Annotated in this window: 18 protein-coding genes and 4 pseudogenes; 6 read left to right on the forward strand and 16 right to left on the reverse strand. The window is 58.9% G+C overall.

The window, feature by feature from the left end; genetic code table 11:
* Window positions 1-174: 174 nt before the first annotated feature.
* Window positions 175-1,599, forward strand: a complete 1,425-nt coding sequence (locus tag ASG68_RS07885) for a DUF3300 domain-containing protein (protein WP_062603826.1) — start codon at window positions 175-177, stop codon at window positions 1,597-1,599.
* A gap of 27 nt (window positions 1,600-1,626) precedes the next feature.
* On the forward strand, window positions 1,627-2,577 hold the full coding sequence (locus ASG68_RS07890) for a DUF2950 family protein (RefSeq protein ID WP_062609469.1): 951 nt from the start codon (window positions 1,627-1,629) through the stop codon (window positions 2,575-2,577).
* A gap of 158 nt (window positions 2,578-2,735) precedes the next feature.
* Here the strand turns inward: ASG68_RS07890 and ASG68_RS07895 are convergent, their stop codons facing one another.
* The 8 genes and pseudogenes from ASG68_RS07895 to ASG68_RS07930 form a co-directional block, all read right to left on the reverse strand.
* Complete coding sequence (locus ASG68_RS07895) at window positions 2,736-3,041, reverse strand: hypothetical protein (protein WP_244484139.1); 306 nt, start codon at window positions 3,039-3,041, stop codon at window positions 2,736-2,738.
* Window positions 3,042-3,244: 203 nt separating this feature from the next.
* Window positions 3,245-4,344, reverse strand: a protein-coding gene (locus ASG68_RS07900; protein ID WP_156384830.1) for an IS3 family transposase whose coding sequence is annotated in 2 segments (ribosomal slippage) — window positions 3,245-4,092 and window positions 4,092-4,344 — 1,101 coding nt in all. Because the reading frame shifts where the segments join, the coding sequence is not laid out codon by codon here.
* 62 nt (window positions 4,345-4,406) lie between these two features.
* Window positions 4,407-5,512: pseudogene (gene cax, locus ASG68_RS07910) on the reverse strand (calcium/proton exchanger).
* Window positions 5,513-5,600: 88 nt separating this feature from the next.
* A complete protein-coding gene (locus ASG68_RS07915; protein ID WP_062603828.1) occupies window positions 5,601-6,827 on the reverse strand; it encodes an HlyD family secretion protein in 1,227 nt (408 codons plus the stop codon).
* A 2-nt stretch (window positions 6,828-6,829) separates the two neighbouring features.
* Entirely contained in the window at window positions 6,830-7,279 is a 450-nt protein-coding gene (locus tag ASG68_RS07920) for a hypothetical protein (RefSeq protein WP_062603831.1), read from the reverse strand.
* A 62-nt stretch (window positions 7,280-7,341) separates the two neighbouring features.
* Window positions 7,342-9,426: an adenylate/guanylate cyclase domain-containing protein gene (locus ASG68_RS07925; protein WP_062609471.1), complete on the reverse strand. Its 2,085-nt coding sequence runs from the start codon at window positions 9,424-9,426 to the stop codon at window positions 7,342-7,344.
* Window positions 9,427-9,725: 299 nt separating this feature from the next.
* Window positions 9,726-10,049, reverse strand: a complete 324-nt coding sequence (locus tag ASG68_RS32955) for an HWE histidine kinase domain-containing protein (protein ID WP_082478544.1) — start codon at window positions 10,047-10,049, stop codon at window positions 9,726-9,728.
* A 16-nt stretch (window positions 10,050-10,065) separates the two neighbouring features.
* The gene (locus ASG68_RS07930) at window positions 10,066-10,584 is read right to left on the reverse strand and encodes a hypothetical protein (RefSeq protein WP_062603833.1); all 519 of its coding nucleotides are present in this window, start codon (window positions 10,582-10,584) and stop codon (window positions 10,066-10,068) included.
* A 262-nt stretch (window positions 10,585-10,846) separates the two neighbouring features.
* Between ASG68_RS07930 and ASG68_RS30310 the strand changes: the two are divergent.
* From ASG68_RS30310 to ASG68_RS32205, 3 pseudogenes are all read left to right on the forward strand, one after another.
* A pseudogene (locus ASG68_RS30310) lies at window positions 10,847-11,131 on the forward strand (IS21 family transposase); the annotation flags it as partial.
* A gap of 26 nt (window positions 11,132-11,157) precedes the next feature.
* Window positions 11,158-11,265: pseudogene (locus tag ASG68_RS32960) on the forward strand (molecular chaperone Hsp20); the annotation flags it as partial.
* Between the two features lie 77 nt (window positions 11,266-11,342).
* Window positions 11,343-11,444: pseudogene (locus tag ASG68_RS32205) on the forward strand (DUF982 domain-containing protein); the annotation flags it as partial.
* Window positions 11,445-11,803: 359 nt separating this feature from the next.
* On the opposite strand, the gene ASG68_RS07940 reads toward ASG68_RS32205, so the two are convergent.
* The 6 genes from ASG68_RS07940 to ASG68_RS07965 all read right to left on the reverse strand — a co-directional run bounded on the left by ASG68_RS07940 (window position 11,804) and on the right by ASG68_RS07965 (window position 16,092).
* Window positions 11,804-12,430, reverse strand: coding sequence for a class I SAM-dependent methyltransferase (locus ASG68_RS07940; protein WP_062578768.1), 627 nt, complete (start codon window positions 12,428-12,430; stop codon window positions 11,804-11,806).
* A gap of 297 nt (window positions 12,431-12,727) precedes the next feature.
* Window positions 12,728-13,360: a class I SAM-dependent methyltransferase gene (locus tag ASG68_RS07945; RefSeq protein ID WP_062603837.1), complete on the reverse strand. Its 633-nt coding sequence runs from the start codon at window positions 13,358-13,360 to the stop codon at window positions 12,728-12,730.
* Window positions 13,361-13,426: 66 nt separating this feature from the next.
* Window positions 13,427-13,840, reverse strand: a complete 414-nt coding sequence (locus ASG68_RS07950) for a nuclear transport factor 2 family protein (protein ID WP_062578878.1) — start codon at window positions 13,838-13,840, stop codon at window positions 13,427-13,429.
* 84 nt (window positions 13,841-13,924) lie between these two features.
* Window positions 13,925-14,524 (reverse strand): NADPH-dependent F420 reductase, encoded by a 600-nt coding sequence (locus ASG68_RS07955; RefSeq protein WP_062609245.1) that lies wholly within the window; start codon window positions 14,522-14,524, stop codon window positions 13,925-13,927.
* A 31-nt stretch (window positions 14,525-14,555) separates the two neighbouring features.
* Window positions 14,556-15,308, reverse strand: a complete 753-nt coding sequence (locus ASG68_RS07960) for an SDR family NAD(P)-dependent oxidoreductase (RefSeq protein WP_062603840.1) — start codon at window positions 15,306-15,308, stop codon at window positions 14,556-14,558.
* A 49-nt stretch (window positions 15,309-15,357) separates the two neighbouring features.
* The gene (locus ASG68_RS07965) at window positions 15,358-16,092 is read right to left on the reverse strand and encodes an SDR family NAD(P)-dependent oxidoreductase (protein WP_062609247.1); all 735 of its coding nucleotides are present in this window, start codon (window positions 16,090-16,092) and stop codon (window positions 15,358-15,360) included.
* 226 nt (window positions 16,093-16,318) lie between these two features.
* On the opposite strand from ASG68_RS07965, the gene ASG68_RS07970 reads away from it, so the two are divergent.
* Window positions 16,319-17,215 carry a LysR family transcriptional regulator gene (locus ASG68_RS07970; RefSeq protein WP_062578778.1) on the forward strand — a complete coding sequence of 299 codons (897 nt, stop codon included), beginning with the start codon at window positions 16,319-16,321 and terminating at the stop codon, window positions 17,213-17,215.
* Window positions 17,216-17,453: 238 nt separating this feature from the next.
* Here ASG68_RS07970 and ASG68_RS07975 read toward each other — a convergent pair whose 3' ends face one another.
* Both ASG68_RS07975 and ASG68_RS07980 read right to left on the reverse strand, forming a co-directional pair.
* A complete protein-coding gene (locus tag ASG68_RS07975; RefSeq protein ID WP_062578780.1) occupies window positions 17,454-18,206 on the reverse strand; it encodes a GntR family transcriptional regulator in 753 nt (250 codons plus the stop codon).
* 145 nt (window positions 18,207-18,351) lie between these two features.
* Entirely contained in the window at window positions 18,352-19,482 is a 1,131-nt protein-coding gene (locus ASG68_RS07980; RefSeq protein WP_062578880.1) for a sugar phosphate isomerase/epimerase family protein, read from the reverse strand.
* Window positions 19,483-19,549: the final 67 nt, after the last annotated feature.

Below are 19,549 nucleotides of genomic sequence, written 5' to 3' on the forward strand. Positions count from 1 at the left end.
ACATTCGAGCGGGAGTGCGCGCGCCGCTTTCATTCTCTGACGAAAGACGCATAATCACCCGGAAGCTTCGACGTTCTCTTCATGGATGCACGGTTGGCTTTCGATGCTCCGGCGCGCAGTCAGGTTTCTCAGGGTGCGCGACTGTCAGCGCTACCGCTTATGGAGGACTATGAGATGCAACTGCATGGCCTCTCAGCATATTCACGCTTCGTTTCGGCGATCTTCCTGGTTTCGGTGTTCAGCCTTGCAGCCAGTGCCGACGCGATTTCAACCACGGCCAGCGCACAACAGCCGGCCCCTCCGGGCAGCGAAGAAGCGATCGCGACGCCGACTGCTCTAACGGCGAGCGAACTGGAGGTGCTTGTCGCGCGCATAGCTCTCTTTCCGGATGAGCTGGTCGCGCTGGTGTCCTCTTCTTCGCTCTATCCGCTACAGATTATCGAAGCGCAACGCTTTCTTGAGCAAAAGAAAAGCAAGGCCGAGCTGAAACCGAAAGAGAGCTGGGACGACAGCGTGATTTCGCTGCTCAACTATCCCGATATTCTGAAAATGATGAGCGATGACCTCGATTGGACGCAGGCGCTTGGAAGCGCGCTTTCCTATCAGCAAAAGGATGTGTTGATCGCCATTCAGGACTTGCGCGACAAGGCCGTGGCAAGCGGCATCATCAAGAGCGACGAAAAGGTGAAGGTCGAAACGCAGGGCGAGAACGTCGTGATCCAGGCGGCCGATCCGGAAAAGATATATGTGCCGAAATACGAACCTGAAATGCTTTACGAGCCTGGTTATGTTCAGGCGCCAGTCTCCTATTATGACGATCCCTACCCAAGCTATTATTACCCGTCGGCACCATATTTCGCGGCTGCCATAACAGGCGCGGCAATCTGGGCCGCCGTGATCGACTGGGACGACTTGGGTGTCTGGGGCGGGCGCTGGAACGGCGACGTCGATATCGATTGCAACAAGTGTTTCAACAACATTGATATAGACCGCGACAAGTTCAAGATGGGCGACGTCGACTGGAAAAATATCGACCGGTCGAAAATCAATTTCGACAGGAACCAGATCGCCAACATCGATCGTGGCAAGTTCAAGACCGAGTTCAAGGCAGACCGGGGTAACAACATCGCCAATCGGGCTAAAGACGTCCGTCGAAACGGCGGCGAGAGGATAACAAGCAATCCAAAGGTTTCGGTGGATGACGTTCGAAAGAGCAAGGTCGACGCCAAACGAACTCGCACGGAGCGCGAGCGCGCGAGCAGCAACCGCAATAAGGACAGACCCACTGCAGCGGCGCGAAAGAATGATGGGAAAGCGGCCGCCAATCGACCGGCTGCCGGTAACAAGAACGTTTCTAACAAGCCGAAGAACGTCAACCGCAAGGTCAACAAACCGAAGCCGGGCGCCCAGGCAAGGAAGTCCGGCAACCGCTCAGCGGTTGGAAACGTCAGCAACAAACGCCAGACGCAGATGAACTCGAACCGTGGTCGTCAGTCCATGAATGGCGGTGGGCATCACCGGGCGCAATCAATGGGCAGCCATCGTGGTGGAGGTGGAAGGCAAATTAATCGGGGTGGTGGTGGCGGACGCCGTCGCTAAGATGATCAGGAACTGAGGATCATGGAAATGGTACGTGTAAAATTGATGCTACCGGTTCTCGGGGTAATTCTTATAGGCGGTACGCTGTTGACGGGACCGGCGCTTCCTGCGGATGCTGACAACGATCCACCCCTTGAGGAATACATGTCCACGGACGATCCGCCGAAGTTTGCGACGCCCCAGCAGGCGGTTGAGGCGTTCAAGGCGGCTGTCGGAGATTTTGACAAACTGGCGCATTTGCTCGGATTGGATGCGGCGAAAGCTAAAGCTAGCGATGGCGCTACCGACAACTATGCCGCGATCGAGGCCGGGGTGAAGGAAAAGCTCATCTTGAAGGATCAAGGGGGTGGCAAGATGCTGGAGATCGGTAATCAGCTTTGGCCCCTCCCGTTTCCGCTGGTGAAGAAAAAGGACGGTAAGTGGGCGTTCGATACCTATGCCGGACTCGAGGAAATGGCGGACCGCCGCGTCGGCGAAAATGAACTCTCGACCATCGACACCGTTCGGGCTTACGTCGACGCCCAGGAAGAATACGCCTCCCAGGATCGTGACGACGATGGGGTTACAGAATACGCGCAGAGACTGATCAGCAGTGACGGCAAGCACGACGGACTGTATTGGCCTGCCGAACAGGGCGACGTCGACGAGAGCCCTGCCGGTTCGGACCTAGTGGAAGGCGACGCGCTGGAAAAAGCAAAGGCAGGTTTGGGATACAACGGCTACCGATACCGTATTCTCACAGCGCAGGGCGACAATGTCGCCGGTGGCAAGTTCGACTATGTTATCAACGGGAATATGATCGCTGGCTTTGGTCTTGTCGCTTGGCCGGTGAAATATGGCATCACCGGCGTCAAATGCTTCGTCGTTAACAAGAGTGGTATCGTCTACGAGGCCGATCTTGGAGATCATACAAGCGAGATCGGTGATAAGATCAACACGTTCAACCCCCAGGACCAGTGGGTCGTTGTGAAAGAATAGACTGCCTGCCATTCACATTGCTTTAGCTGTGGAGCGTTGGCGGGCTCAGTCCCCGTTTCGTCGGCTGTCAGGTTCGGCCGACTTTATTTGGCCGAACCATAGCAGGGTGGAAACCTTGAAGAGAAATGAAGTTGTCCAGCCGAACAGCAGGATACCGTTCACGCCCTCGATCGCGCTCGCAAGACGCCATTTACCCGACAGCGTGACGTCGCATGGCCGATGGTCGCGAAAGTGATGGCGGAGAAATAGACGGCCTCCTCCACGCTCGCCAGCTCGCCTGTCAGCCTGTAGGCGAGTGCCCAGATGATGATCTCGACGAGATGGGCGATGACGAAGCCAACGACGAACACGTAGCACCATCCAAGGCGCGAAAGCGGGCTGAGGCTTCCTGCGTGACTGAGAGGGCGGATGCCAATGTGATAGAGCAGCAGAACTGCAACGCGATGCACGACGATAGAGGCCAACAGAAGGGCTGTCCCAGTTACGATGACCAGCAGCGCGGGCCTTCTCCTGAGATGGGAGCAACTGCGTCGCGGCTCATTCTCTTCATTTCCCACCGGTCCGCATAGAACGACAAGCCTCCGGTTGCCTGGCTGATCGTTGGAATGTGACCTGAGCCCCAAGTTTCCTCCGAGATTTCGGAGAGTCTTGGTTTTTCAATCTGGCTCTATGCGGCCTGTTTTTCCATAGCCATTTTCACAGCGAATTCGTTGGGCGTGATATTGCCCAGCGATGAATGCGGTCGTTGCCTGTTGTAATCCTCCTTCCATGCGGTGATCTCGGCTCTGGCGTGAGGCAGTGACGAGAATAGTGTTTCGTTGAGGCACTCGTCGCGGAAACTGCCATTGAAGCTTTCCACGAAGCCGTTTTGCATCGGCTTTCCCGGTGCGATGTAGTGCCATTCGACACGTGTCTGCTGGCACCATCTGAGGATTGCCATTGAGGTCAGTTCCGTGCCGTTGTCCGAGACAATCGTGTGAGGGCGTCCGCGTTGAGCCATGACGATATCGAGTTCACGCGTGACGCGCGGACCCGAAAGGGATGTGTCGGCGACCAGCGCGAGGCATTCCCGTGTAAAGTCATCGACGACGGCCAAGACGCGGAACCGCCGCCCATCGGTGAATGCATCACTGACGAAGTCGAGGCTCCACCGTTCGTTGGCCCGTGACGGCAGCGCGATGGGCCGTCGTGTTCCTAAAGCCCGCTTACGGCCGCCGCGCTTGCGAACTGCAAGCTTTTCCTCACGGTAGAGGCGACGCAGCTTCTTCAGGTTCATGACAATGCCCTGCCGATCCAGCATCACATGGATACGGCGATAGCCGAAGCGGCGTCGCTCCGACGCGACCTGCCTCATGGCTTCCCGAATGGACGCATCGTTCGGCCGAAGGCTGCAATATCGCACGCTCGACCGATCAATGGCCAGGATTGCACACGCCCGGCGCTGGCTCACGTCATGCTCTTTGCAGACGTGGGCCACCGCATCCCGCCTTGCACCGGGCGTCACCATTTTTTTGACGCGACATCCTTCAGAATGGCGTTGTCCAGCATCGCCTCGGCGAGCAACTTCTTCAGCTTGGCATTCTCATCTTCCAAGGCCTTCAGCTTCCGGGCGTCCGAGACATCCATGCCGCCGTACTTTGCTTTGTATTTGTAAAAAGTCGCCTCGGATATTCCGTGCTTGCGGCAGACATCAGCCGTTCTCTGGCCGCTCTCCTGCTCCTTCAGCATTCCGATGATCTGCTCGTCCGTAAACCGTGCACGCTTCATTCCGTCCGTCTCCTTAATACGACGGACTCTACCAAAAATTGGAGGAAGTTCAGGGGCTCAGGTCAAATGGGTTGCGCCTCCGATGTCTGAGGCGGCAACAGATAGAGGGTCATGGCAAGGATCAGATAAACCATCAGCAGCAGGACGCCGACGAACCATGTAGAATGCCCGCCGGACGTCACCAGCACGACGGTCATGGCTGCAAGGAACATCATGATGACGGCCCCGGGCCAGAACTGTAGGTCCATGGGTGTCGGGCCGATTACATAGCTCAGAAGCACCAGAACCGGGGCGACGAATAGGGCGATCTGCGCTGCGCTGCCAAGTGCGATCCCGACGCTGAGGTCCAGTCGGTTCTTGCGCGCACCGGAAAAGGCCGATGCCATTTCGGCGCCCCCCCCACCAACGCCACGATGATGAAGCCGACGAAGGCGGGCGTCATACCGAAGGAGGTCGCGGCTTGTTGGACGGAGCCGACGAATATCTCCCCGACCAGGGCCACCAGCAGCGTCGTGCCCGCAAGCGTTAGAAGCGCAACGCTCGTCGGGGGGGTAGGGCCGTGCTCACCGGCTTCGGAGCTGCTGAAGAGCTCGCGATGGGTCTTTTGCGAAAACAGCAGGCCAAGGGCGTAAACCCCGATTAGCAGGAGGGAGAGGCCGACGCTCAGCTTGCGGGTAAACTCTGACATGGTGATGGAATCAGCGGCGGATACGGCAGAGGGGATCAGGATCGCGACGGTCGCGACGAACAGCAGGCTTGACTGGAAGCGGGCATTGACACGGTTGAATTCCTGCACCCGATACTTCAATCCGCCGACCAGGAAGGACGCCCCGAGGAGAAACAGGGTGTTGGTGACGATCGCACCGGCAATGGATGCCTTGACCAGGTCGTGCTGACCGGCCTGCAGTGCAGTAAGCGCGATGACCAGCTCTGTCAGGTTGCCGAGCGTAGCATTAAGCAGGCCGCCCGTGGCATCTCCCATCTTTGCCGCAACGCCTTCTGTCACGTAGCTAAGCAATACGGCAAGCGGAAAAATAGCCAGGATCGACAGGATGAACAGCATGGTGTGGGCGGTCGGCACCAGATGTTCGGCAGCAAGTACGATCGGCACGAAGACCAACAACCAGAGCGCCCGGTTGCGGCGGATTTCTTCCAGCAAGCTACTCATGTTCAGATCCAGTCCGGTTCGATGCGACGGGTATGAGTTCGACCCAAAAAGTGTTCGCCGGCAGCCTGTGGGTGCCGGCGTTTATGGTTCAGTGACCCTTGAGAACCAGCGTCTGCACCGGAAGCAGCATTGCCTGTATGCGTAGGATCATCGCATGCACCAGTCCGACGGTGTCTACGACATGCAGATAGACCCATTTCAGTGTGCCGATATTCGGATCGGCCAGCGCATCGTGATTGTTGGTGTAGGCATTCGCGATGCAACTGCTGCCTGGAGGAACACCATCGAGTCCGCCTGGATAAAGCGGCTGGAGGAAGACGGTCAGCGTTCCGGGTTGCGCCATCTGCTGCACGTCGATCAACTGATCGGTCGGACGCAGCTGTCCCGCTGCGATCACGTCCTGGACCTCGGTCACGACAAGCGGAATGATAGTAAACGGCTTGCCGATGCAAGTCGCCTCGGCGATCATGCCCGGTTTCATCACCTGCGCCTCGATCTGTCCGAAGCCGGCAATCAGATTGCCGCGCCCGGCCTGTTCGGGCACGAGTATGCCTGCCGGACGGATCATCGTATTGACGACGTCGCCGACACGCAACGTGAACTGCTGAACGGTGCCGGCAATGCCGGCGCGAACCGTTGTTTTGTCCAGGTCGACTTGCGCCTCGGCGAGAGCAGCCTCGGCGCTTGATTTTTGGGCTGGCAACAATGTCTTGATCTTTGTTTCCAGCGTGCTCTTGGTCGCTATTGTCGCGGCCACCGCGGCTTTGCGGCCTTCAATGGTCGTTGCGAGGCGTTCGACTTCGCGTCTGGCAACCGCGTCGGTCTTCAGAAGCTGGGCTTTCATATCGTATTCGTCGACGGCAGTCTGGTATGCGCTTTCGGCCTCCTGGATTTGGGCGTCGGACGTCGTGAGTTCGGTTTTCGCAACCTCCGCTTCGGCATCCAGCTCCAGGATGCGGCGGCGGGCCGTTTCGATTGCGGCCTCTTGCACCGCGCCATCGAGCCTGAAGAGCGGATCGCCGGCGGCAACCTTCTGGTTCAGCCCGACATAGACCTCATCGACGCGACCGACCGATTCCGGCAGGATCGTCACGGTGCGGAAGAGCGCCGTGACGCTCTTGGTCGAGGGATGGAAGTAGAAGATCATAGTGATCAGGGAAATCGTCAGCACGAGGCAGGCGGTGATGCCCCATCGCAGTTCGTACCACATGGTGTACAGGGTGATATCGACGCCGATCCGCTTGCCCTGGCCGTATCTACGGAAGAGATAGTCGGGAAAAACCGTGAGCATGGAACACAAAATCAGTTCAAGCATCGTCAGATACCTCCGTCATGGGTGTCGGTGCGGGCCACGGGTTCCGGCAGAGGCACCGGCTCCCTGTGTTCGATCGGTCCCGGATTATCGATCTCCTCGTCAACCGTGGGTCTGCCGGAGAGTTTCGCCAGCGAATCCGCAATCGAATAAATCGGGGTCGAGAAATCCGGAATATGGACGAATGCTAGCAGCAGGCCGGCGATCCAGAACAGGTGATTGTGGGTAAACAGCGAGATCAGCGCCAGAACGGCGACGATTTCCATCTGCACCTTGCTGGTGCGATGCGCCATGCGTTCGGGCACGGCGTGCAACTGGAAATACAGGTTGCCGATGACCAGGACGATCACGATCAAGAAGATAATGACCCCGATAAAGAGATAGTCCGTCTGCCCCGGTGCTGTGACGAAGGGGGGTAAGTGTTCAATCGCTGCCGGGTGTATCGTATCGGCCATGCAAGCTGCTCCCTCGGGTCGATGACTGGGTGATCACGAGTACACAACAAATCGACAAATGCCTACAATCTCAGCAGCCAGGCTTCTATCTTTCCCTTGCCCTTGACTTCGATCGTACCACGCTCCTCGAAGGCAAACTGATCCTTGAGCTTTTCGTAGACCGGACGTGTGACCTGGATGGTATCCGGGATTCCTCCGGACTCCATACGGCTTGCAAGATTCACGGTATCACCCCACAGGTCGTAGATGTACTTGCTCGTCCCGATGACACCGGCCACGACTGGACCGGTATTTATGCCGACCCTCAGCTTCATAGACGTGTTGTGTTCGATGCCGTGCTCGCGGGCAATATGGACCATGCGAATGGCCATGCGCACCATCCGCTCGGCATGGTTGGCAACCGGTTCAGGCATGCCGCAGACCGCCATGTAGGCATCGCCCACCGTCTTGATCTTCTCGATGCCAAGCTCAAGGGCGGCGGCATCGAACCTTTTAAAGAGTTTGTTAAGCAGGGTGACGACCTCACCGGGTGGCATGTCGGACGTCAACTTGGTGAAGCCGACAAGATCGGCAAAGGCAACGGTAACCTCCGCAAACCCGTCGGCAATACCCTCTTCACCGCCCCGCAGTCGATTGGCGATTGGCGCCGGCAGGACGTTCAGGAGCAAAAGCTCGTTTTCGCGATTCTTGTTTTCGATCACGATATTCTTCTCGTGGAGATCAACGACCATGCCGTTGAAGGCCGAGCAGAGCTGGCCGATTTCGTCTTGCGAGCGGACCGGCACGCTGGCACCGTAGTCCCCCGCAGCGAAGCGTCTCACGCCCGCCGTGAGCTCGCGCAAAGGTCCAAGCAGCGCGCGGGAGAGCCACGCGGCGGTGGAAGCCATTGCCAGCAGCACCAGCCCCCCGACGAGCAGCAGGTTCCGGCGTAACTGGTAGATTGGCGCAAATGCCTCAGCTGTATCGATCTTGGCCACTAAAGCCCAGTTGACGCCGGAAATGGCGAGCGGTCCCCAGGATGCGAGGGTCGGGACGCCGCGATATCCAATAATTTCCCCCGTGCCTTCGACGCCGGCGAGCGCCGCTTGCGTGGCTTTGGTGTCAACACGCTGGTGCAACACAGGGGTCCCGTAGCTCCGGATCGCGGCGATCTCCTCTTCCGGCGCGCCAACGGCTTTGAGTTCGGCGAAATAGGTCTCCCGATTTTCATAGAACGCCCGCGGGCCGGAGCGGACCAGATGATCGGGCCCGACGAGATAGGCCTCCCCCGTCTCGCCAAATCCTTCCTGTCGCCAACGGCGGCCGCCGGTGACAACGTCGTCGATCTCCGCGTTTGAAAGTTGCGCGATCAACACACCGATGATGATGCCTCGGTCAACGACGGGTGCCGCCATGAAGGCCGTTGGCGCCCCACGCGATGGGGCATAAGGAGCAAAATCCTCAAGACAGACGGTCGACCGGTCAAGGAGCACGGCACATCGGGCGACGGCGGCGGCGACATTGCTGCCGCGGTTGGGACCGGTCTGCAGGGACGTGGCGAAGTCCACCTCCTTTTCGACTGTGTAGATCAGGCGACCCGATTTGGGGTCGGCCACCATCAGATCAAAGAATCCGACCGTCGCGGCTGCGGCGCGCATCAACGGGTGATACAGGGCGTGCAGCTTGCTGTAGTCGCTTCCGTCGCCGGGATCGTCGACGAGCCTGCGTCGTTCCTTCGGATTCGGATTGGCGACGATATAGTGATACTGCAAATAGTAGGAAGCGGCGTCGACTGGCAGATAATCAGCCACAGCCGGTTCTTTGCCCTGAACACGCGTGATTGCGGGTATAAAATCGTCGGCGTACCAAGCGTCGACCTTCTCGCGCAATTCGGGTGAAGCGCCGTCCCGATTGAGCTTGTTCGCTGCGATTCGGAGCTCGCGTGTGGCATCGACAACCATCTTGGAATTGGCAAGAAGACGCAATTCGGCATCGATCGTGCGGAAGTAGCCTTCGACTTGGCGTGTTTTGGTTTGCCGGGCGGCCGTGAGCTGGTCGAAAATCGCCTTATCAAGCGCGTCACGGGCTTGGACGTAACCAAGAACACCTGTGACCAGCACTGCGATCGCGCCCAAGACGACTAGGGTGGTAAATAGCTTCGCGGACAAACCCCAGGATGTGGTGCGGGATGAGCCTGTCAAGGTTACCTCCTAGCCACGCCTGCCGAACTCGCGGCAGCGGCAGCCGATCTTACTGGATTGGGCAAGTTGAGCAAATTGATAATCGGTTAAGGCGCTCAACGATATCTCTGTACATCGTCTCACGCCGCATTCGCCAGCGGTCGATATCTCCGTGGCGATGCTCTTGCATGAACGCGTGCAGAGATGAAACTGCTTCACGCCTGGCATGCTAGCGCTCATGCAAAACGTCGCCCGCGATAGTCCAGCGAATATCGACAACACGGTCTTTATTCGGCAACGCGCCGTATTTCTATGCGTTCGTTAGCAGCTCGTGTAACACCACCGAGAAGGAAAGAGCAGCCTTCGGGTCGAGCGTGACCAATGGTCCGAAGCCTTGATCCGGTCACCGCCCTCAAGGCCGATGTTGATCTTCGAGCCATCCATGATATCGGACAAAGTCGCGCTGACCCAGCCCGTTGCAGCAACAGGCAGTGGGCTTTCGCATAGGCTGCGATGCGCGCCGTCAATGTCGAGGCAGCCTCATCGAGAGACTGCACGTTCCGGAGGGACTGCGTGGCGATCGACTTAACAACCGACAGCATATTCTTCATCCGGTGACCAATCACGTCAATGCTTGAGGCACTTCGCGCCCAATGCCATTGCCTTGTAGGTCCCCTTCAGATCCACGACAAAAGCTCCCTTGGTTTCGGGAAACACAGCCATCTCATATCTCTTGGCCAGGTCGCGCTTGAAGTTGGGATCGTCTGAAAGGATGTAGCCGCCGGAGTAACCGCCTTTAAGTTCGCCGCGCGTAGCGGTGGCGATGCCAGCATAGAGATGACCGTCGATCGAGACGAAGACCTCCGACTTGGTCGCGTTCTGAAAGCCAAGGTCTGCCTTGGTAAATACGCCAAGGTATCCAACTTCCTCATTTGCGGTCACGCCCATCTGCACGGAGCCCAAGCCAAAATCGCGCACGATCAAGCAATCTCTGCGGGTCTGGTTTGCATAGACAGTCCATCCCTCGACCTCGCCATATTTGACAAGAACGTCGCTTGCCGTTGGAACGGGCGTTTGGGCGGGGGCGGCGATCGCTGACGAAAGCGCGATCGAGGTCGCGGCAGCAAAGTTCAGGAACTGTTTCATTGATATCCCCTTTGATGTGCGGGCTGATCCGCCCTGTGCCTCGTTAGCGAAATGAAGATCACCTGGAAGCCAAAAATACTGTTGTGAAAAATGTTCACATGCGATGCGGGCGAGAAAAGGCGAGAAAATTCAAGGGCGACCCCAGAACAATCGTATATTTTCACAACCCGTGGTGCAACGAAAGATATGTGCTTCAGTCAGATTAGGGAGTCTGACCGCGTCGCTTGCGAAAGAGCAGACATGCAGCGAGCTTACATGCGCGGCGCTGATCGAGATGAAGCCCAATGCGCTCGACCAGGCAGCCGCCCTGCAGGGTTGGGACCTGCCGGAGGTGTTCCAGCATCTACGCCATTTGCTGGAGGCGCGGATGGTCAATCGGGGTAAGCGTGAGTTTATCCACGTTCTGCGACTTCTGGAGGCAATGCCCAAGGACGTCGTCACCTTTGCTGCGACCGAGGCGATCCATCTGGGCGCGGCCGGTTTTGACGCGGTCAAGCTGATTGCTCTGGCACGTATCGAACGTCGTCCAGCCGCGGCTTTTAGCTAACTATTAACCGTATCCGTTCCCTCAGGCTCCGTGAGATCCCTGAGGCCTTGAAGCGGCGGAAGATCACGATCCAGAGCACACCCGCTTTGACCTCGATCGCTCCGGCCCAGATCGAGGCGCAAAGGGCCGCTTGATCTTTAACGTCGCCCTTATGTCAGGGGCGCCGTCGGGACGGCGCCCGTCAACATTCCGGGTTGGGAAGGAGAGAGCAATGAAGCCCGATATGTTCAGAAAACCGGTTACCATTCTTGTCGGTTTGGGCTTCCCTGCGGAAGTTCATAGCGTCATGGACGCCTACCCACGCCTTGTCGAGTAGCCAACCTCGTTCAGGGACACGACACATACCATTGGCTCAACACGGTCCTGATCGAGGGCGCAAAGAAAAACCGCGAAGAAATTGAACTTCCGATTGGAGAATAGACTGTCTTCCGCTTCGAAAACCAAACAGCTGAATTAATTCGAAATGGCAAAGACAATATGGTGCCGAGCGTTCGAGTCTGCTCAAGGCGAAGAAGCCGTCCGGAACAGTGCCAACGCTAATTTAAAGCTGGTAGACGACCTTGCGCCCATATCGGCCATAGGGGCAGGTTTTACCTTCACCCAGAAGCGGGCATTATGGATCACCTGAATTTCACAGTCGCCACAAGGAGCGATTCCCCTGATCTGTGAGCGTCACGCCCGGCTCGCCCGCACGCTCAGCCACCGATCATGGGGCTTTCCGACACACTGGCGTACCTTGCTGACGATCCAGCCCGCGTCTGTGAGTTCGGACCGCAGGCCAGACTCGCGCCAGTACGTCTCGGCGTAATGCCGCGGTGCTGCGGCGCTGCCGTGGGTGGATACATCCTCGCCTTCGCCCTCTCTGACCGAGACGTGCAGGCGCCCACCGGTCCGGGTCGCCCCGGCAAGCCGTCTAAGCACTGTGCCGAAATTTTCGCGCGCGACATGAATTAGGCAGGCGCAGGCCCAGATCCCATCGTATGGTGTGCCGGGACGCTGCGGGTCTGCCATGTCATCGGTCAGCGGGTCCAACAGGTCGGCCTCGAAGCCGCTTTCGCGAAGCAGTTCGACGAAGCCCTTCGAAATGTCGGTACGTCGGACGCTAATTCCCCGCTTCTCAAACTCAAGTGCATCTCGCCCGCCACCGCTTCCGATTTCCAGCACCCTTCCCGAGCCGCCCAGGTCGGTCACGAACGCATCGATCTCGGTCGCGACCCACTCGGGCATCGCCGCCGCCTCGGCAGCATACTCCGCCGCGACCGCATCATAGGACCGCACGGTATCCAGGTCGGTGCTCACTCTAGCGCTTCTCCTTCAAAACAAGGGTCCTGATGAGCGAGAGGCTGATCATCCCGTGCGCCTTTTACACACTTCGGCAGTTGCGACATCGCGGGCGATTTCCTTCCCTGCTTTAGCAGAAATGCGATCAGAGACACCACCGACCGAGTCAATGCTTCCGGACGGCAGTGCGCCCGCAAGCTTACCCTTTGCAGGCTCTCCAGCAAGTTCCGAAAGCTGAAGTTGCTACAGACTGGCCCAGTTGAGCAGTGTCGTGGCATCCTTGGGAGGTCAGCTTGCGCTTGGCGCCGGCCACTGTCAGGGCTTCACGAACCGATATGCAAAGCGATCGGTCTCGCCCTTGATCATGGGATCGAACACCTTGATCGCGTGTGAATCGTTCCTGTTCGCGAGCAAGGTGCTTTCCGCATCCAGTACGAAGCCGGCAGCCTCCACCTCCTCGCGCACTGAGGCAGGGTCGATGCGATGCAATGACTGGGCATCACCTGCGCCGGCTCCGGCGGCGGCGGCGTGATCGACGATGACGTAGAATCCACCGGGCTTTAGCCGCTCGTAGACAGCTCGATTGAAATCGGCCGCCGTCGCGCCCCTGGTCTGCATCAGCGCGGTGTGGAGATCGTGGTAGAACAGGTGCAGCCACAGGACATCTGCTGGCTGCGTGATCTCCGCCATCGCCACGAGGTCCGCTGAGAGGGCTTCGACATTTTCCCGGCCTGCCTCTTGCGCGAGCGTTCGCATGACGCCGACCGGATCGTTCTTGAAGTGCGCGACTTCGGCCGGCACGAAGCTGGTGACTCGACCTTCGGGTCCGACGATGTCGGAGAACAGGCGCGTCCAGTCACCGTCGCCTGGGTAAACGTCGATGACGGTGGCACCCGCATCAATGCGTGCAAACCGGATCAACTCGGATAGTTTGGATTGGTCGTACATCGGAATTTCCTTTGCGGTTGGGCATTATTCACCTTCGGCGAAAGCCGATGTTGCAGAAGGCCTGCACTATGTTGCTCCGGCCGCGTCCATCTGCGAGGCTCGGGCCAGCGCTTGCGTATCGATATATTCCCGGATGCTGGTCAGTCTGCCGTCCCGGACCGTGATGACGAAGATCCAGTCGTCCTCGAACGGCTTGTTCGTGGCTTTGACCTTCCCGCTGGCGAAGCCGATGACGAGAACACGGTCTCCTTGTGCGACAAACTCCCGGGGTTCCGTGGAGGTTTCCATCGACCTGGATGCCGTCTCCAGCAAATCTGCCAGCCCCGCGTGCCCCCGGTAGGTGCCGGCCAGCGGCCAGTCCTTGCCCGGGATGATCCACTCGATATCTTCGGCGACCAGCGCCAGCAGAGCCTCCTTGTCGCCGCGGCCGATCACAGCGAAGAAGTCCTTCACGGTCTCGATGTTTTTTTCGGTGCTCATCATTATTTCTCCATTTCGCTTGGATCGGATCGCGCTCGATCCGATCCAAGCAGCGTGGCGCTGCCGGTGGGCAGGTGGTCTTCATCAGTCGAACTTGACCAGGTCCTTGAAGATCAGATGACCCCAGCTCTTTCCGCGCGCCTGGACCAGCAGCCCGCCTTCCGAAAGCGCGCCAAGTTTGATCGGCGAGAAACCGAGATTTTCCGCGAGTGTGCCGATCTGCGCTGCGGCAGCGTCATCGTCGCTCGCCAGGAACACGGCTCTCCTGCCACCATGCACGGCCGGATCTTGGGCAAGAACCGCAGCGCCCAAGTGGTTGAACCCCTTGACCACACTTGCACCGTAGAAGGCCTTTGCAACAAAGGCGGAAGAAGGTTGTCCTCCAAGTTCCTCCGGGGGCACGCCGTAGGCATTGGTCACATCGACGATTGTCTTCCCCTGCCAGGTGGGAAGCGTCTTCGCGACCTCCGGGTGCGCTTCGAAACGCACAGCCAGGAAGATGACGTCCGCCTTGACGGCGTCCGCCAGTGTTTTGGCAATGACCCACGGCCCAATCGCGGCAGCCTCGGCTGCAAAACTTTCCGGGTCACGCGTGGTTGCCACGGACACTTCGATGCTCTTGCGGGAAAACGCTTGGGCCAGAGCTCGGCCGATATTGCCGAAGCCGATGATTGCATACCTCATAATGCTTCTCCGATTCTGTGTTAACGCCGGGTCAGACCTGCGCCCACCCACCGTCGACGGCGAGATCGATGCCGGTGATGTAGGAGCTTTCGTCGGAGGCGAGGAACGTGAGGGCAGCCGCGATTTCCTCTGGCTTGCCCCTGCGACCCATCGGGATCTGTGACGCAAACTGGGCGACCGCCTGCTCGGCTTGCTCGGCGGTGAGGCCGGTCGTTGTCGCCAAGGCGGGAGTCTCGATCGCGCCGGGGCTCATCGTATTGACGCGGATATTGCGATCCTTCAGTTCCTGGGTCCAGGACCGCGAGAAGCTGCGAACAGCCGCCTTGCTTGCTGCGTAGGCGCTGAACGCTGGCAGTCCCATCACATTCGAGACCGAAGAGTTCAGGATAATCGAACCGCCGTCCTTGAAGAGGGGAAGAGCCTTCTGCACCGTAAAGAACAGACCCTTCACGTTCACATCGAAGGTTTGGTCAAAATGGGCCTCAGTCGCTGCCGCAAGCGGAGCGACCGTACCTGCGCCGGCGTTTGCGAAGAGAATGTCGATGTGACCATGTTTCTCCTTTACGGTGGCGTAGAGCCGGTCCAGATCCTCCAAGCGCGAGACATCGCCCACGACTGTTGTCACGTTTTTCCCGATAATCGCCGCGGCCTCCTGTAAGACTTTCTCGCGTCGCCCAATGATCACGACCTGCGCACCTTCTTCCGCGAAGCGCTTGGCGGTGGCCAAGCCGATCCCGCTGCTTCCGCCCGTGATGACTGCGATTTTACCTTCTAGTGCTTTCATAATCTTTGTCCTTCTGTGTGTGTGAGTTAGGCACGGAACCGCGCCGGGGTCAGAGTTGGGCGAGCCCACCGTCGACGGCGACTTCGCTGGCGGTCATGAAGCTGCTGTCGCCTGACGCTAGAAAGGCGGCCACGGCCGCGATCTCTGCCGGATCGGCCATGCGCTGCAGCGGGGTCATTGCGCCGTAGGCCTTCTGGCCCTCCTCTCCGAGCGCTTCCTTTGCCAGTTCGGTGGCCGTCGCCCCGGGCGACAGCACGTTGACCCGAATGCCGGTGCCCTTCAGATCCTCGGCCCAGGTCCGTGCGAGATTGCGCACGGCTGCCTTGCTGGCGCTGTAGGCGGTGAAAGCGGGAGCGCCTGTGGTGCCGGCGCTCGATCCTGTCAGGATGATCGAACCGCCCAGGCCCATCAGCGGTAGCGCCTTCTGGACCGTGAAGATCGTGCCCTTCACGTTGGTGTCGAAAGTGTCGTCGATGTGCTTGGCGGTGATCTGGCCGAGAGGAAGCGGACTTCCGGCCCCAGCATTGGCGAAGACGACGTCGAGGCTTCCGCGCTCGGCTTTCACCGCCGCGTAGAGCCGATCCAGATCGGCCTCATCCGAGACCGAGCCCTTCACCGCGCGGGCGTTGGGTCCAAGCGCGGCCACAGCCGCATCGAGTGCTTGCTGCCGACGGCCGTAGATGAAGACGAAGGCACCTTCCTCGATGAAGCGCCTTGCGGCGGCGAGGCCGATACCGGTGGCGCCGCCCGTGATCACGGCGGTCTTTCCATTCAATCTGGTCATGTTATGCATTCCTTGTGTCGCGTCTCGGGTCATCGCTTTGCGGAGGCATCCTCCGACAGCCTCCATATGGGTTCGCCGGTGCCAGGCGGTGAGTGTGCAATCGCGCGCATCCGTGGTGCGAAAACGATCCACTTACCTGATCGAACGCGGCGACGATCACGCGCAATCCCGCTCAGTATGGTAGACTTGTATTCGGAAGCCGCCCCACGCGGCGCGGGAATGGACCATGATCGACTGGGATGACGTTCGCTACTTTCTTGCTGCCGCGCGTGGCGGCTCAGTGCGGGCTGCCGCCAAGAGCCTGGGAGTCAACCACGCGACCGTGCTGCGACGCATTGCTCAGCTCGAGGAGCACCTCGGGGCGCAGATGTTCGAAAAGCTGCCTTCGGGCTACCGCCTGACGGCCGCGGGCGAGGAGGTTCTCGAGTTCGCGAACCAGATGGAAGCCTCGTCGCACCAACTGGAGACGCGCGTCTTCGGGCGCGATCAGAGCGTACGCGGGCTTCTGCGGGTGACGCTGCCCCCGTTCCTTGCGACACACCTGCTCATGCCGGATATCGCAGATTTTGCGCGTCTACATCCGGACATCGAGATGGAGATCGTATCGACCGGCGAGGTCGTGAATCTGACCAACCGGGAGGCGGATGTGGCGATCCGGATGGTCTCCGATCGCAAGACCCTGCCGCTCAATCTTCATGGCCTGAAAGGTCCGGATCTGCTCGCGGGTGTTTATATGTCCTGCGATAGACTGGCCGCGTGGCTTGCGGATGTGACGGATCCAATCCGGCCCATCGTCATCCGCGGTCAGACTCTTCCGGACTGGGTCAACGATGGGGAGGTTCGCGCCACAGGGGTTCCGTTCAGGACGCCGGACGCCGACGCGCAGATCGCTGCGGCAAGGCAAGGGATCGGCATGACCAAACTGCCCTGTTTCGTCGGAGATGCCGATCACCTGCTGGCGAGAGTTCCGGGCATCGATCTGAAATCACGTGCAACGATCTGGCTTCTCACGCAGGGGGAAACACGCAAAACGAAGCGCGTGCGGCTGTTCACAGAGTTCATATCCCACCGACTTGCCGCGTACGCTCCGCTCCTCGCTGGGCGGTCCATATCGTGCGGCTGACGTCCCGTGCGAAACGCCACAAATGGGCTAGGAAATTGCTGTTGGAGATTGGCATTCCCAAGAGGACAGCCTGCAGAGAGGTAGCTCTCCGTAAAACCAAATGCATAGTGGGCGGTCCGCTCCCGGTCCCGTATCGGTTATTCAATGCGAGCAAGGCTGACATTCGCTTCTGAGTTATTTCAGACCTATGCTCTGGAGTTACAGGGTCGCAGTTCGTATCCCTTCAAGACCAAACTGGTTAGGAGAAATTCTCCAACACGGCTAGGAAGGTATGCCGATCGCCCTGTCCCTCGGTCAGCCGAACGCGCCCCTCGATGTCGGCCAGATGATGATCCATCAACCGTTGCGCTTTTTCCAAATCCTTGGCTTTCAGAGCGCCGACAATCTGGCGGTGGTGATCAGCCCCGCAGTCTTCTTTCCGCTCCTCCTCGTACAGGGACATGACGAGCGAGAGGCGCGCGACGATCTTCGACAGTATCTCCGTCAAGACGGCATTTCCACCGAGCTCTGCCAGAACGACATGGAACTTGCCTGACAGCACCGTCTTCGACTTCTCATCACCATGGTGATGGATGTGCTCTTCCTCGTCGGTCAATTTTTCAAGCGCGTCCAACTGGTCGGCGGTCGCGTGGTCCAGGACCAGCTCCAGGATGACGTGCTCAAGCTTGCGACGGGCCTCGAACAAGGCCTTGGCCTCTTCGATGCCCGGTTCGGCAACGAAGGTGCCGCGGTTCTTCTTGCGTTCCAGGAGATGGTCGCTTTCCAGAACGCCAAGGGCGCCACGCACCACTGTGCGGCTCACGCCGAAGTGGTCGGCGATCGCGTCCTCAAGGATCTTGACGCCGGGCTTGAGCGCACCTTCGCCGATCGCCGTGGCAAGCGTGATCCGGATGCGTTCAGTCACGTCGTCATGGGCGTTTTCTGCCGCATCGACCGAGCCGTTGGCCTTTGGTGCGGTCTTTGCGCCTTGACGTCGTGTCGTCTTCTTCATGTCTGTTTCCACCTCAGATCAAGCGACCTAATTAATTTCATGAGAATATTCCTGCGTATATCCGTCTGATACCAAAAGTCGAGATCTTCCCATGGTTTTAAGGCGCATCGGCGACATATGTCGCCGGTGCTGGACCTCTGGTCTGTCAGGCGGCTCGCCGCTTCGTGGAAGGCGTCGAGAGCAGAATTCCATTCTCTTTGCAGACCTCTTCGACGTGGCGGGCCGAAATTTTGATGAACTCTACTGCTTCGCCGTAGCCATAGGACTGGTGCTCATAGGTCGGGTAGCCATACTGGCTGGCCTCATAGGTCTCCCAATCCGGGATCTCTCCAGCAGCGACACGCTTCTCGAACCCTTCCACCAGTGCCAGATAGGCCTCGAGTTCTTCCGCGGTCAGGTCGGGATGGCCGGCTCGCCAGATCGGATCGTTGAGCTCAATGCACTGGCGAGGATTGGCCTTGCGCGGCCTGTCCTCGACGGAAGCCGCGACCTCCAGGGAAAGGTTCAGGTCTGGATTGGCCTTAGCGAGGATGGGGATGATCGTTGCAAAATCGACAATGCCGCCACCAACCGGACGGGTCTGGAAATCAAGACCACCCGCAGCATGACCGACATAGGCATCCTTGATATGGGTCTGGCGGACATAGGGGGCCACGCGTTTTGCGGCAAAGACCGGATGTTCTGCGCGCTGCAGGCCGTTGGCGGTGTCGAAGACGACCCCCATGCAATCTTCGCCCACCTTTTCGATCAGCCGAAGGATTTCGAAGGAGGTGATTTCGTCATGGGTCTCCATGTTGAGATGAACGCCGTGGGCGCGTGCCACGGGTGCCAGCTTTAACAGTACCTTTTCGACGGCCAGCAACTGCTCGCCCCAGGTGACGTCAGTGCGGAAGCGGTCATTGGCCAGACGTCCGCGATATTCCGATTTGAAGTTTCCGGGTGACACCCAGAGCTCGCGGCAGCCGATGGCCGCACTTGCTTCGATCATGCGGGTGAAGCCCAGGATAACGTCGCCATCGCCGATGGCCCGGAATTCCGGCGCCTCGGAACTGCAGTAGGGATTGATCTTGCCAACACCGGCTTCGAGATAAAGCCCGAGTTCGTCGGCCTTGGCGCGGATCTCGGCCAATGCGCCCTTGTCCAGCGTCTCGCTCATGTCGAGGATCGTGCTGAAGAAGATGCCGTCGAGGCTGAGTTGCTTGACGTGGTCGAGGCTTTTAAGTGGCCCGCGCTTCCTGACTTCGGGAAGTTTCTGTCCGTCGATGCCTAGTCTCATGATCTGCTCCTTGATGTTTCCTGATCGGATGCGCTGCAATGGCGACCCTAGTTTCTTGATGGATTGA

The organism is Rhizobium sp. Leaf453 (assembly GCF_001425605.1).
Lineage (GTDB): Bacteria > Pseudomonadota > Alphaproteobacteria > Rhizobiales > Rhizobiaceae > Pararhizobium.